The organism is Thauera aminoaromatica S2, assembly GCF_000310185.1.
In the GTDB taxonomy this organism is placed as follows: Bacteria; Pseudomonadota; Gammaproteobacteria; order Burkholderiales; family Rhodocyclaceae; genus Thauera; species Thauera aminoaromatica.
Genome location: NZ_AMXD01000107.1, coordinates 1 through 13,255, shown reverse-complemented (window position 1 = coordinate 13,255; position 13,255 = coordinate 1). Strand labels below are relative to the sequence as shown.

Here is a 13,255-nt window from a genome sequence, read left to right as displayed (position 1 = left end):
TCCCCCCGCCGCCGGTGGGCGCGCGCATGCGCGCGCCCACCGGCGGCGGGGATTCGCACGAAGGGTTAAACTGCGCGGATGGCGCGTCTCGCTACGCGACCCACTGAAAGAAGATACGAGGAGAACGGTATGGAACGCGAATCGATGGAATTCGACGTGCTGGTCGTCGGCGGCGGCCCTGCGGGCCTGGCCGCGGCGATCCGCCTGAAGCAGCTCGCCGAAGCCAAGGGCAGCGAGCTGTCGGTGTGCCTGATCGAGAAGGGCGCGGAGATCGGCGCCCACATCCTGTCGGGGGCGGTCATCGATCCGCGCTCGCTGAACGAGCTGATCCCCGACTGGAAGGACAAGGGCGCCCCGCTCACCACCGCGGTCACCGAGGACCAAGTGCTGTTCCTCTCCGAGACCGGCGTGCGCCGCGTTCCGCCCGCACTCACCCCGGACTGCTTCGAGAACCACGGCAACTACATCGTGCGCCTGGGCAACCTCGTCAAGTGGCTGGGCGAGCAGGCCGAGGCCGCCGGCATCGAGGTCTACCCCGGCTTCGCCGCGGCCGAGATCCTCTACGACGAATCCGGCGCGGTGAAGGGCGTCGCCACCGGCGACATGGGCCTCAACCGTGACGGCACCCCCGGCCCGCACCACCAGCCGGGCATGGAACTGCACGCCAAGTACACCCTGTTCGCCGAGGGCTGTCGCGGCCACCTCGGCAAGCAGCTGGAGGCGAAGTACAAGCTGCGCGAGGGCGTCGACCCGCAGACCTACGGCATCGGCATCAAGGAGCTGTGGGAGGTCAAGCCCGAGCAGCACCGCCCGGGCCTCGTCGTGCACACCGCCGGCTGGCCGATGGACAACCGCACCTATGGCGGCGGCTTCATCTACCACCTCGAGGACAACCTGGTCGCGCTCGGCTTCGTGGTCGGCCTCAACTACGAGAACCCGCACCTGTCGCCCTTCGACGAGATGCAGCGCTGGAAGACCCACCCCGAGGTACGCAAGCACATCGAAGGCGGCAAGCGCCTGGCCTACGGCGCGCGCGCCATCGCCACCGGCAACATCCAGAGCCTGCCGCGGCTGATCTTCCCGGGCGGCGGCCTGATCGGCGACGACGCCGGCTTCCTCAACGCCGCCCGCATCAAGGGCACGCACACCGCGATCAAGTCGGGCATGCTCGCCGCCGAAGCGGCCTTCGACGCGCTCGCCGCGAATCGCCAGCGCGACGCCCTCACCGCCTACCCGGCCGCCTTCCGCGACTCCTGGCTGTACGCCGAACTGCACAAATACCGCAACTTCAAGCCGCTGATGAAGAAGGGCCTGTGGATGGGCTCCTTCCTCTTCGGCATGGACCAGATGCTGTTCCGCGGCAAGGCCCCCTGGACGCTGCACAACTCGTCGGACCACGACAAGCTCAAACCGGCTTCCGAGTGCCCGAAGATCGACTATCCGAAGCCCGACGGCGTACTCACCTTCGACCGCCTGTCCTCGGTCTTCCTCTCGAACACCAACCACGAGGAAGAGCAGCCCTGCCACCTGCAGCTGAAGGATCCGTCGGTGGCGATCGCGGTGAACCTGGCCAAGTACGACGCTCCCGAGCAGCGCTATTGCCCCGCCGGCGTGTACGAGATCGTCCGCGAAGAATCCGGGCCGCGCCTGCAGATCAACGCGCAGAACTGTATCCACTGCAAGACCTGCGACATCAAGGACCCGACGCAAAACATCAACTGGGTCGTGCCGCAGGGTGGCGAAGGGCCGATCTACCAAGGGATGTGATCCCGCCGCACCGCCCGCATCACCTCGCGCACGAAGCACGTCTTCGCCTTCGCGTAGGCGATGCGGTCGTCGGGATATTGGGCCGCAATGCGCTGCTTGAGTGCGCCATACGCTCGCGCGACTTCGGAATGCGCGCGCAGGTAGTCGCGGAACCGCAGGCGCCCCCACTCCGACGAGCCCGCCTCGACAAAATGGATGTGATGCGTGCGCCGGCCCGCAGCATCGCGGCGGATGAACCACGCGTACTCCATGCCGGGCAGCCCGTGCCCGGGGGCGCGCCAGAAGAACTCGTAGCCCAGCGCCCGCAGCAGCGGTGCGATGCGCTCCGCTACGTCCTCCATCGAGCGTACCTCGACCAGCATGTCGATGATCGGCTTGGCCGCCAGGCCGGGCACCGCGGTGCTGCCGAAGTGCTCGATGCGCCCGATCAGCTCCGCCGGCAGGGCCGCACGCAGCCGCGCCACCTCCTCGGCGAAGAGCCCCGGCCAGGCCGGATCGTAGGGCACGATCTCGACGCGCTCCCGGAGCGCGCGTTCGATGTGGCGGGGCTTGGGGTTCATGCTCGAAATCGTGACCTCGAGGCTTCGCAGCGTGCCAACGGGGGCAGACGGCCGCGCGATCGGGACCGCCGCACGGACGACGAGGCTCCGCCCGTGCTCAAGCCCTCGATCTGCTCGGCAATGGTATCCGACCGGCGCGCCCGCCTCGGCTGCACGACTGCGCTGAATGATGCGCCGATCGACATGATGACGATCTCCTTGGATTCCGACGTTTCCGCGCTGCTCCGGCAGGTTCGCGTGGCGCGGGGGACGCCGCACATTCCACGTCCCTGACCACCGCAGCCTCGTGCGATGGATAGCCCTTGCAGCTCGATAGAACTTCAGGCGGGCAGGATAAGGTTTTTTGGTGTGGCCAAGCAGACCATCAAGAACCCGCCCTCGGCAGCGCACGATGGCGACCTGATCTGCTTCGAGCGCCACGCGGTGCCGGGCGCGGATGCACGCATGCTCACGCCGGGACGCGGCCTCGCTTCACGGTGCATCGGCGGTGGCCCGGGCATCGCCCTGGCTATCGAAAGCCAGGTCGGATCCGGCATACTCGCCAAGGGAACGAACATCGGCAATCGACGCGAATGCGATCGCCCATGAGTTCGCCCGGGCCAGGCGGGCATGTCCGAGACGAATACGCACGCCGGCACCAACGAAAACCGAACAGGGAGAACCCGATGCACCCGACCATGGCTTGCGGAGCCACGCTTCGTGAAATCCGCTTCGCACCCACCCCGGGGAGCCCGCGCGCAGCGACGGCGCAAGACTTCCCCGGGCATGCCCGCACCAGCCACACGGCCGCGCCCCGCTTCCACAATCAAACCTGCGCGGAGTCGGGATCATGACCTTGCTGATCGGAGTTCCGAAGGAAACCTTCGCCGGTGAAAAGCGCGTCGCGACCGTTCCCGAGGTCGTGGCGAAACTCATCAAGCTGGGCTTCTCCGTCGCGGTCGAGAGCGGCGCCGGCGCGGCGGCCAACTTCTCCGACGACGACTACCGCGCTGCCGGCGCGGAGGTGTCGCCCGGGTCGGCCGAGCTGCTGGGCCGTGCCGACATCGTCTTCAAGGTGCGCCCGCCCACGCTGGATGAGGTCGGCATGCTGCGCGAGGGCGCGACGCTGATCGGCTTCGTCTGGCCGGCGCAGCACCCCGAACTGATGGCGGCCTTGCAGGCGCGCAAGACCACCGTGCTCGCGATCGACTGCCTGCCGCGGCAGCTGAGCCGCGCGCAGAAGATGGACGCGCTGTCTTCCATGGCCGGCATCAGCGGCTACCGCGCGGTGGTCGAGGCGGCGAACGCCTTCGGGCGCTTCTTCAACGGCCAGATCACCGCCGCGGGCAAGATCCCGCCGGCCAAGGTCTTCATCGCCGGCGCCGGCGTCGCCGGCCTGGCGGCGATCGGCACCGCGGCCAACCTGGGCGCGGTCGTGCGCGCCAACGACACCCGCGCCGAGGTCGCCGACCAGGTGGTGTCGCTCGGCGGCGAGTTCGTCAAGGTCGATTACGACGAAGAGGGCTCGGGTGGCGGCGGTTACGCGAAGGTGATGAGCGAGGGCTTCCAGGCCGCGCAGCGCCAGATGTACGCGCGCGAGGCGAAGGACGCCGACATCGTGATCACCACCGCGCTGATCCCGGGCAAACCCGCACCCAAGCTGATCACCGCCGAGATGGTGCAGAGCATGAAGCCGGGCAGCGTGATCGTCGACCTCGCCGCCGAGCAGGGCGGCAACTGCGAGCTCACCGTGCCCGGCGAGGCGGTGGTACGCCATGGAGTCACGATCATCGGCTACACCGACCTCGTGAGCCGGCTGGCCAGGCAATCCTCGACCCTGTATTCGAACAACCTCCTCCGCCTCACCGAAGACCTGTGCAAGGCAAAGGATGGCAACATCGCCGTCAACTTCGAGGACGACGCGATCCGTGGCCTCACCGTGATCAAGCAGGGTGAGCTCACCTGGCCCGCACCACCTCCCAAGCTGCCGGCCGCATCGGCCAAACCCAAGGCTTCGAGCGCACCGATCACCGCACCCAAGGGCCATGGCCACGGGGCCGGCGCGCCGATGCCGGTCAAGTCGCTGGCGATCGTGTTCGGTGTCGGCGCCCTGCTGTTCCTGCTCGTCGGTCTGTACGCCCCGGCCAGCTTCCTCACGCACTTCACCGTGTTCGTGCTGGCCTGCTTCGTGGGCTACATGGTGGTCTGGAACGTCACACCCTCGCTGCACACGCCGCTGATGAGCGTCACCAACGCCATCTCGTCGATCATCGCGATCGGCGCGCTCGTGCAGATCGCCCCACCGCTGGCCGAAGGCGCCAGCGATCGACCGGGGGGGCTGATCGGCGTGCTCGCCTTCGTCGCCATCACCCTCACGGCCGTCAACATGTTCGGCGGCTTCGCGGTGACGCGTCGCATGCTGGCGATGTTCCGCAAATAAGGAGAAGACAATGACCTCAAGTCTGGCCACTGTCTCGTACATCGGCGCCACCATCCTCTTCATCCTCAGCCTGGGCGGACTCGCCCATCCCGAGACCGCGCGCCGCGGCAACCTGTTCGGCATCGCGGGCATGAGCATCGCGGTGCTGGCCACCGTGTTCGGCCCGCAAGTCGGCATGGGCGGCATTCCATGGATCGTCATCGCCCTCGTCATCGGCGCCGCCGTCGGCCTCTACGCCGCGAAGAAGGTGCAGATGACGCAGATGCCCGAGCTCGTCGCCCTCATGCACAGCCTGGTGGGTCTGGCGGCCTGCCTGGTGGGCTTCGCGAGCTACGTGGACACCTCCCTGGTGTTCCCCACCGCTGCCGAGAAGACCATCCACGAGGTGGAGATCTACGTCGGCATCCTGATCGGCGCAGTCACCTTCTCCGGCTCGCTGGTCGCCTTCGCCAAGCTCTCCGGCAAGATCGGCGGCAAACCGCTGCTGCTGCCCGCGCGCCACTGGCTCAACCTCGCCGGGCTGATCCTGGTGATCCTGCTCGGGCGCTGGTTCCTCAACACACACTCGATCTGGGCCGGCATGGCCTTGCTGCTGGTGATGACGTTGATCGCGCTGGCCTTCGGCGTGCACATGGTGATGGCGATCGGTGGAGCCGACATGCCCGTCGTGGTCTCGATGCTCAACAGCTATTCGGGTTGGGCGGCGGCGGCGACGGGCTTCATGCTGGGCAACGATCTGCTGATCGTCGTCGGCGCGCTGGTGGGCTCCTCGGGGGCGATCCTGTCCTACATCATGTGCCGCGCGATGAACCGCAACTTCGTCAGCGTCATCGCGGGCGGCTTCGGCTCCGGCAGCGGCGCGCCCGCGGCGACGGCCGACGGATCGGAGCCGGCCGGCGAGGTCACGTCGATCAGCGCGGTGGATACCGCCGACCTGCTGCGCGACGCGAAGAACATCGTCATCGTGCCGGGCTACGGCATGGCGGTCGCACAGGCACAGCACGTCGTCTGCGAGATCGTCAACGTGCTGCGCGGACAGGGCGTCGCCGTGCGCTTCGCCATCCACCCGGTGGCAGGCCGCATGCCCGGCCACATGAACGTCCTGCTGGCCGAGGCCAAGGTTCCCTACGACATCGTGCTCGAGATGGACGAGATCAACGCGGACTTCCCCGAAACGGATGTGGCGATCGTGATCGGTGCCAACGACATCGTGAACCCGGCCGCGCAGGAAGACCCGGGCAGCCCGATCGCCGGCATGCCGGTGCTCGAGGTGTGGAAGGCACGGACCTCGATCGTCATGAAGCGCAGCATGGCTTCCGGCTACGCCGGGGTCGACAACCCGCTGTTCTACAAGGAAAACAACCGCATGCTGTTCGGCGACGCCCGCAAGATGCTCGACGAGGTGTTGGGCGCGCTGAGCGCTTGAAGCAGCACGGGCGGATCCGCGTGCCGGGGTTTCGCGTGGCGGCGGCACCGCGGTGAAACCCGCCCGACCTGAGCCGCGGTGGCTGCAATCGGGATGTGGATCCTGCCCGGACAATCGTACGGCCAACCTGGAGAGTCAGATCCGGGCGCGCTGCAGTGCAGATTTCGTGTCGCGCTAAAGCGGATCAGCGCGACACCGGGACGCAGCATCAAGGGGGCAATCAAACGCAAACCCTTGATTCGATAACAAAAAAGCCACTCATTGAGTGGCTTTTTTGCGGGATTTTTGGTCGGGGAAAGAGGATTCGAACCTCCGGCCCCTGCGTCCCGAACGCAGTGCTCTACCAGGCTGAGCTATTCCCCGACACTTTTTTGCTGCTTTTTGCTGCCCTGCGAAGCCAGAAACTATATCAGTGTTTTCGCCGAACTGCAAAGTCCGATAATTGTAGCAGCGCTTCCTTGAAAATGGAAGGGGGAAGCACCGAAATCGCGTCGATTGCGAGCTTCGCCTCCGCTTCCGCGTAGCGGCGCGTCTCTTCGAGCGCGCCGGTCGACTGGATCGCCGCGAGCACGGCCGCGAAATCGCCGCGGCCGCCGCCTTCGATCGCGTGACGCACCAGCGCGCCCTGCTCCGCCGTGCCATGCTGCATCACGTGGATCAGCGGCAGCGTCGGCTTGCCTTCGGCGAGGTCGTCCCCAAGGTGCTTGCCGGTGTCGGCCTCGTCGGCGGAGTAGTCGAGCACGTCGTCGATGAGCTGGAAGGCGGTGCCAAGGTGCATGCCAAAGGCGGCCAGGCGCTGCTCGAGCGCGTCGTCCGCACCGGCCACGATGCCGCCCAGGCGCGCCGCGGCCTCGAAGAGCTTGGCGGTCTTGTAGCGGATCACGCGCAGGTAGTCTTCGATGACGACGTCGGCGTTGTGGCAGTTGAGCAGCTGCAGCACCTCGCCCTCGGCGATGATGTTGGTTGCGTCGGCGAGCACGCGCATCACGCGCATCTCGTCGACCCCGACCATCATCTGGAAGGCACGCGAATAGAGGAAGTCGCCCACCAGCACGGCAGAGGCGTTGCCGAAGGCGGCGTTGGCGGTACGCTTGCCGCGGCGCAGGTCGGACTCGTCGACGACGTCGTCGTGCAGCAGGCTGGCGGTGTGGATGAACTCGACGACCGCGGCGAGCTCGTGGTGATGCACGCCGCGATAGTCGAGCGCGCCCGCCGCGTAGAGCACCAGCGCGGGGCGCAGCCGCTTGCCGCCGCTGCCGACGATGTATTCCGCGATGCGGCGGATCAGGGCCACGTCCGAGTGCAGTCGGTTGCGGATGACCGTATCCACCGCTTGCATGTCGGCGGCGATCGGCGCGAAGAGCTGCTGGACGGACAAGGCGTTCTGGCTCGCGGAAAATCGTAGATGTTAGGCGGCGCCCGCGCGCGGCGTCAAGCCGCAACCCCGGGCGCCGCAGGTGAGCGGTAGCGAGCTCAGTTGCCGTTGCGGGCGCGCGTCACCGCGTTGTCGAGCGCTTCCTTCGCGGCCTTCTCGTCGGCCCACACGCCGGCGAGTTCCTCGTCGAGGATGCGGCGCACCTTCTGGCGCTCGACCACCGGCTGCGCCGACGACTGCGGCGTGGCGGGCTTGCCGCCGAGCTGGTCGACCGCGACCTGGATGTTCTCGAGGTCGTTGCCGAGCAGCTCGCTGCGCGAGGCCAGCAGGCCGGCGCGGTTGAGCGGCAGGTAGCCGGTCTCGCGCTGCCACGCGACCTGGTTGTCGGGCTGCAGCCAGAAACTCACGAAACGCGCCACGGCCTTGTATTCGGCCGGTTTCTTGCCTGCCGAGGCCCACAGTGCGGGACCGTCGGCGATGGTGTTCTGCGGCGCACCGGGGAAGTCGTCGTAGTAGGGCAGCTTGGACACCGCCACATCGACCTTGCCGGCACGGCGGAAGTCGGTCCAGCTCGCCGAGGGCGCGGCGATCACCGCGCACTCGCCGCGCGCGAAGCGCTGCTCGGCCTCGGCCTGCTGGTCGAACACGTGCAGGTAGCGCGCACGCGTCCAGCTCGCCATCATCGCCACATGCTTGACCTGAAACATGCCGTTGAAGCTCGGTACGGTGGTCTTGCCGCTCTGCGCGGCCACCGGCTCGTTATGCCAGGCCGAGAGGTTCTCCACCATCACGCGGCCGGGCTCGGCCACGGTATAGGGGCAGGTGTGACCGGTATCGGCGAGGCGCCCGAGGGTTTCCTGCAGATCGAACCAGGTGTTGATCCGGGTGGTCTCCGGGTTGAGGCCGGCCTGGCGCAGCGCGTCGCGGTTGAGGAACAGCACCGGGGTCGACAGGCCGACCGGCAGCGCCAGCAGCTGTCCCTTGGCATCGACCGGGGTGCGCGTCATCATCGCGGGCGGACGCAGGGTCTGCAGCGGCACGCCACTTTCCTTCATGAGCTGGAAGAGCGGCTTGAAGCGCGGCTTGCCGGCGACGAACTCCTCCTCGTCGTCGCCCTCGAGGATCATCAGGTGGGGCGCGCCCGAGCGCCAGTCCGCCGCGGACATCACGACCTGCACGTCCTTGGACTGCGCGTTGAAGCGCTCGACCAAATCCTTCAGCGCCCCCGCCTTGGCATCGGGCAGGCGATGGAAGAGCTGGACCTGCTGCTGGGCGCTGGCCTGGACCACCGAGCCGGGCGCGAAGAAGAGACCGCCGGCAGCGACCGCTGCGGCCAAGGCCTTGAAACGCATCTTGTTCATCGATTCGACACACAGAAAGGAGCCGGGCAGGACGGCCCGGAAGCGGGCGCGATTATAGATCCGCGCGCACTCGAATAGTGGGCCTCGAGGGCGAGCGTGCCGCGCGCGCGACACTCCTCTCAAGATGGGGTGGCCGCGGCCGATAACCCCACCAGAAGAATGCCCCCGGATCGCCATGCCCCGCCCGACCCCATCCCCGACGCTGCGCCGACTCGTCCTCCTCGCCCTGCTGCCCTTCGCAGCCGGCTGCGACCAACTCGCCGAGGTGCTCGAGCTGCCCAATCCATCGAAGGTCGAGGCCGAGGGCCGTGCGGTCGGGAGCGCCTGCCGCCACTCCGGGCGCTCGCTGGAGGACTGCTACGCGCTCAATCCGGCGGCCTCGAAGGCGGCGGTGTTCGCCGGCTGGCGTGACATGAACGACTACATGATGGAACACAAGCTCGAGATCGTGCCCTCGCAGCTCGTCCAGGGCGCGCCAAAGGCAGCGCCTCCCCGCTCCACGGCGCAGGCGGCGCCGGCACAGCCCGCAGCGCACTGACCGCCGTACCCGCACCGACGCTCAGGGCGCCGGGTTGCCGTGCAGCTGATGAACCCGCTCGATCTCGGCGAGCGCATCCTCGTCGAGACGCCGATGCCAGGCGTCGAGGTTCTCGGCGAGTTGCGCCACCGTGGTCGCGCCCACGATGGTGCTGCCCACGAACCAGCGCGAATACACGAAGGCGAGCGCCAGCGCGGTGAGGCTCATCCCGCGCCGCCGCGCGATCTCCGCGTAGCGCTCCACCGCCGCACGCACACCGGGCTTGGCGTAGCGCACACCGAAATTCTCGAACTCGGTGAGGCGCCCGCGCGCAGCCGGGTCGGCGAGATACTTGCCCGACAGGTGGCCGAAGGCGAGCGGCGAATACGCCAGCAGCGCCACGTCCTCGCGCAGCGTGATCTCGCTCATGCCGTACTCGTACACCCTGTTGAGCAGGTTGTAGGCGTTCTGCACCGACACCACGCGTGGCAGGCCGCTCTCCTGCGCCATGCGCACGAACTCCATCAGCCCCCAGGGCTGCTCGTTCGACAGGCCGACGTGGCGGATCTTGCCCTCGTCCACCAGTTCGGCGAGCGCCTCGAGCTGGGTGCGGATCGGCGTGGATTCGCGCTCGCGCGCCGGATCGAAGGGCAGCTGGCCGAACAGCGGCTGGTTGCGCGCCGGCCAGTGCAGCTGATACAGGTCGATGTAGTCGGTGCGCAGCCGGCGCAGGCTGCCCTCGACCGCGGTGCGGATGTTGGCGCGGTCGAGCGCGAGCGGACCGCCGCGGATCCACTCCAGGCTGCGCGCCGGCCCCGCCACCTTGGTCGCGATCACCAGCTTCTCGCGCACCTGGCGCGCCAGCCAGTTGCCGACGATGCGTTCGGTCTCGCCGCTGGTCTCGGCACGCGCCGGGACCGGATACATCTCGGCGGTGTCGATGAAGTCGATCCCGCGCTCCACGGCGAGGTCGAGCTGGCTGTGCGCCTCGGCCTCGCTGTTCTGCTGGCCAAAGGTCATGGTGCCCAGGCACACCGCCGACACCTGCGGCCCCGCTCCGCCCAGCCGGCGGTATTCCATTTCACGTACTGCCATCCCGTATCCCCTTTTCCGACAACCGAATCGTGACCCGCCGCGCTCCCGCGGGCTGCTCCGGAGGCGCGAGGGTGTGCCTTGGGAGCGACGCGAATCGCAACTGCGGCGCGCGGAACCCGCGCAGGCGCGGCGGCCGGCCCGATCTCAACCTGCGTCGTAGCGCCGGCATGCTCGCCAGCGCGGCGCTCGCGGCTTATCATCCGCTGCCTTGCGCCGATTCCGGTTGCCGCCCCTGCGGCCCGGCACGGACCCATCATACTGCAGCCCCTGCGCGCACCGACCCCATGAACCAGCACACCCCCGCCGCCGCGCTCGCCTGCGCCGGCCTCCTCGGCTATTGCCGCGCCGGCTTCGAGAAGGAACTCGCCGCCGAACTCGACGACATCGCCGCCGAAGCCGGCCTGATCGGCTACGTGCGCGCCGAGCCCGACTCGGGCTACGTGATCTACGAGACCTTCGAGCCCACCCCGCTCGGCAGCTTCGGCGAATCCACCGACTGGCGCCGCCCGGTGTTCGCGCGCCAGCTCCTGCCGTGGTTCGCGCGCGTCGACGATCTGCCCGAGCGCGACCGCGCCACACCGATCGTCGAGGCGGTGAAGGCCAGCGGCCAGCGCTTCTCCGGGGTGATGCTGGAGACTCCGGACACCGACGAGGCCAAGCAGCGCTCGGGCTTCTGCAAGCGCTTCACCGAGCCGCTCGCCAAGGCGCTCGAGAAGGCCGGCTGCCTGCGCAGCAGCCGCGCCGGCCTGCCGGTCCTGCACGTGCTCTTCACCAGCGCCACCACCGCCTGGCTCGCCGCCGGCCAGCCCGGGCAGTGCTCGACCTGGCCGATGGGCATCCCGCGCGTGCGCATGCCCTCGAACGCGCCCAGCCGCTCCACCGCCAAGCTGTCCGAAGCCTTCATGATGCTGCTCGAGGAAGGCGAGCGCGACAGCATCCTGCGCGCCGGCCAGCGCGCGGTCGATCTCGGCGCCGCGCCGGGCGGGTGGACCTGGCAGCTCGTCAATCGCGGCCTACGCGTCACCGCGATCGACAACGGCCCGCTGCGCGACAGCGTGATGGCGACCGAGATGGTCGAGCACCTCAAGGCCGACGGCTTCACCTGGCGCCCGCACCGGCCGGTGGACTGGATGGTGTGCGACATGGTCGAGCAGCCCTCGCGGATCGCCTCGCTGATGGCCGAATGGGTCGCCACCGGGCGCTGCCGCTACACGATCTTCAACCTCAAGCTGCCGATGAAGCGCCGCGTCGAGGCGGTCGAGCAGTGCCGCGAGCTGATCCGCAAGCGACTCGCCAGCGTCGGCCCCTACGACCTGCGCATCAAGCACCTCTACCACGACCGCGAGGAGGTCACCGCCTTCCTCACGCTCAAGCGCTGAGCGGACCAGGCGCGGCGGACCGCCGCCGCGCGGTCGGCGGCGAAGCCCCTGTCCGGTAACGCTTTTTGTGCCGTGTATAATCCGGGTTTTCCGTCATCCGGCGGTCGACTGTCGACCGTCTCCAACCCGAAGGCACCCATGAGCTTTGCCGATCTCGGCCTCATTCCCGAACTGCTGCAGGCCGTCACCGACGCCGGCTACACCGAGCCCACGCCGATCCAACGCCAGGCCATCCCCATCGTCATCGCCGGCAAGGACGTCATGGGCGGCGCCCAGACGGGCACCGGCAAGACCGCCGGCTTCACCCTGCCGCTGCTGCACCGCATCGCCCGCCACGCCAACACCAGCACCTCGCCCGCCCGTCACCAGACGCGCGCGCTGATCCTCGCGCCCACGCGCGAGCTCGCGATGCAGGTGTTCGAGTCGGTCAAGACCTACAGCAAGCACCTGCCGCTGCGCTCGGTGTGCGTCTATGGCGGCGTCGACATCCGCCCGCAGCAGGCCGAGCTGCGCCGCGGCATCGAGATCGTCATCGCCACGCCGGGCCGGCTGCTCGACCACCTCGAGCAGAAGTCGATCAACCTGTCGCAGGTCGAGGTGCTGGTGCTGGACGAAGCCGACCGCATGCTCGACATGGGCTTCATCCCCGACATCAAGCGCATCCTCGCCCTGCTGCCCAAGCAGCGCCAGAGCCTGCTGTTCTCGGCCACCTTCTCGGACGAGATCAAGCGCCTCGCCGACCAGATGCTGAAGGAACCGCAGCTGATCGAGGTCGCGCGCCGCAACATGGTCTCCGAGACCATCACCCACGTGGTGCACCCGGTGTCCTCGGGCATGAAGCGCAACCTGCTCGCCCACCTGCTGCGCCACAAACCCGACACCCAGGCCCTGGTCTTCGTCGACACCAAGCTGATGTGCGGCCGCCTGGCGCACTACCTCGAGCGCAGCGGCATCTCGGCCGACGCCATCCACGGCGACAAGGGCCAGCAGCAGCGCACCGACACGCTCGAGGCCTTCAAGTCGGGCAAGCTGCGCGTGCTGGTCGCCACCGACGTGGCCGCGCGCGGCCTCGACATCGACGAGCTGCCCTTCGTGATCAACTTCGAGCTGCCGCACACCGCCGAGGACTACGTGCACCGCATCGGTCGCACCGGCCGCGCCGGCCACCACGGCTATGCGATCTCGCTGGTCAGCTCGGAAGAAAAGCACTGGCTGTCCGAGATCGAAAAGCTGATCAAGCTGCAGATTCCGCAGGAGAGGGTACCCGGCTTCGACCCCGATCCCGACTTCCACGAGGCCGGCAGCCGCGGCCATCGTGGCCGCAGGCCGGCGGCCGCGGCCGCCGACACCGAGGCG

The 13,255-nt window shown here is 68.3% G+C and carries 12 protein-coding genes and 1 tRNA gene; 8 read left to right on the top strand and 5 right to left on the bottom strand.

All coding sequences use genetic code 11. The features are described 5' to 3' along the window. Window positions 1-129 precede the first annotated feature (129 nt). Window positions 130-1,767, top strand: coding sequence for an electron transfer flavoprotein-ubiquinone oxidoreductase (locus C665_RS14580; protein WP_004317135.1), 1,638 nt, complete (start codon window positions 130-132; stop codon window positions 1,765-1,767). Here C665_RS14580 and C665_RS14575 read toward each other — a convergent pair. Then, window positions 1,752-2,327, bottom strand: a complete 576-nt coding sequence (locus tag C665_RS14575) for a GrpB family protein (RefSeq protein ID WP_004317132.1) — start codon at window positions 2,325-2,327, stop codon at window positions 1,752-1,754. The genes C665_RS14580 and C665_RS14575 overlap by 16 nt on opposite strands. A gap of 93 nt (window positions 2,328-2,420) precedes the next feature. Between C665_RS14575 and C665_RS20750 the strand changes: the two genes are divergently transcribed. The 4 genes from C665_RS20750 to pntB all read left to right on the top strand — a co-directional run bounded on the left by C665_RS20750 (window position 2,421) and on the right by pntB (window position 6,172). Then, entirely contained in the window at window positions 2,421-2,600 is a 180-nt protein-coding gene (locus C665_RS20750) for a hypothetical protein (RefSeq protein ID WP_157277056.1), read from the top strand. A gap of 75 nt (window positions 2,601-2,675) precedes the next feature. Beyond that, on the top strand, window positions 2,676-2,915 hold the full coding sequence (locus C665_RS14570; protein WP_004317130.1) for a hypothetical protein: 240 nt from the start codon (window positions 2,676-2,678) through the stop codon (window positions 2,913-2,915). 241 nt (window positions 2,916-3,156) lie between these two features. Further along, window positions 3,157-4,746, top strand: a complete 1,590-nt coding sequence (locus C665_RS14565) for a Re/Si-specific NAD(P)(+) transhydrogenase subunit alpha (RefSeq protein ID WP_004317128.1) — start codon at window positions 3,157-3,159, stop codon at window positions 4,744-4,746. Window positions 4,747-4,756: 10 nt separating this feature from the next. Further along, on the top strand, window positions 4,757-6,172 hold the full coding sequence (gene pntB / locus C665_RS14560; RefSeq protein ID WP_004317126.1) for a Re/Si-specific NAD(P)(+) transhydrogenase subunit beta: 1,416 nt from the start codon (window positions 4,757-4,759) through the stop codon (window positions 6,170-6,172). Between the two features lie 286 nt (window positions 6,173-6,458). On the opposite strand, the gene C665_RS14555 is transcribed toward pntB, so the two are convergent. The 3 genes from C665_RS14555 to C665_RS14545 all read right to left on the bottom strand — a co-directional run bounded on the left by C665_RS14555 (window position 6,459) and on the right by C665_RS14545 (window position 8,908). Next, a tRNA-Pro gene (locus C665_RS14555) sits at window positions 6,459-6,535 on the bottom strand. Window positions 6,536-6,581: 46 nt separating this feature from the next. Further along, window positions 6,582-7,550, bottom strand: a complete 969-nt coding sequence (ispB, locus tag C665_RS14550; protein WP_004317124.1) for an octaprenyl diphosphate synthase — start codon at window positions 7,548-7,550, stop codon at window positions 6,582-6,584. Window positions 7,551-7,645: 95 nt separating this feature from the next. After that, window positions 7,646-8,908, bottom strand: coding sequence for an extracellular solute-binding protein (locus C665_RS14545; RefSeq protein WP_004317123.1), 1,263 nt, complete (start codon window positions 8,906-8,908; stop codon window positions 7,646-7,648). Between the two features lie 175 nt (window positions 8,909-9,083). Here C665_RS14545 and C665_RS14540 point away from each other — a divergent pair, with 175 nt between their 5' ends. After that, complete coding sequence (locus C665_RS14540) at window positions 9,084-9,446, top strand: hypothetical protein (protein ID WP_004317121.1); 363 nt, start codon at window positions 9,084-9,086, stop codon at window positions 9,444-9,446. Between the two features lie 21 nt (window positions 9,447-9,467). On the opposite strand, the gene C665_RS14535 is transcribed toward C665_RS14540, so the two are convergent. Beyond that, a complete protein-coding gene (locus C665_RS14535; protein WP_004317119.1) occupies window positions 9,468-10,505 on the bottom strand; it encodes an aldo/keto reductase in 1,038 nt (345 codons plus the stop codon). Between the two features lie 299 nt (window positions 10,506-10,804). On the opposite strand from C665_RS14535, the gene rlmM reads away from it, so the two are divergent. Then, complete coding sequence (rlmM, locus tag C665_RS14530; RefSeq protein ID WP_004317117.1) at window positions 10,805-11,899, top strand: 23S rRNA (cytidine(2498)-2'-O)-methyltransferase RlmM; 1,095 nt, start codon at window positions 10,805-10,807, stop codon at window positions 11,897-11,899. 138 nt (window positions 11,900-12,037) lie between these two features. Further along, window positions 12,038-13,255 (top strand): DEAD/DEAH box helicase (locus tag C665_RS14525; RefSeq protein WP_004317115.1); only part of this gene is annotated, 1,218 nt, incomplete at its 3' end.

Coding starts and splice junctions, on each gene's coding strand:
- C665_RS14535 (WP_004317119.1), bottom strand. CDS start 10,505: ATGGAATACCGCCGGCTGGGCGGAGCGGGGCCGCAGGTGTCGGCGGTG.
- C665_RS14540 (WP_004317121.1), top strand. CDS start 9,084: ATGCCCCGCCCGACCCCATCCCCGACGCTGCGCCGACTCGTCCTCCTC.
- C665_RS14575 (WP_004317132.1), bottom strand. CDS start 2,327: ATGAACCCCAAGCCCCGCCACATCGAACGCGCGCTCCGGGAGCGCGTC.
- C665_RS14545 (WP_004317123.1), bottom strand. CDS start 8,908: ATGAACAAGATGCGTTTCAAGGCCTTGGCCGCAGCGGTCGCTGCCGGC.
- rlmM (WP_004317117.1), top strand. CDS start 10,805: ATGAACCAGCACACCCCCGCCGCCGCGCTCGCCTGCGCCGGCCTCCTC.
- pntB (WP_004317126.1), top strand. CDS start 4,757: ATGACCTCAAGTCTGGCCACTGTCTCGTACATCGGCGCCACCATCCTC.
- C665_RS14580 (WP_004317135.1), top strand. CDS start 130: ATGGAACGCGAATCGATGGAATTCGACGTGCTGGTCGTCGGCGGCGGC.
- C665_RS14565 (WP_004317128.1), top strand. CDS start 3,157: ATGACCTTGCTGATCGGAGTTCCGAAGGAAACCTTCGCCGGTGAAAAG.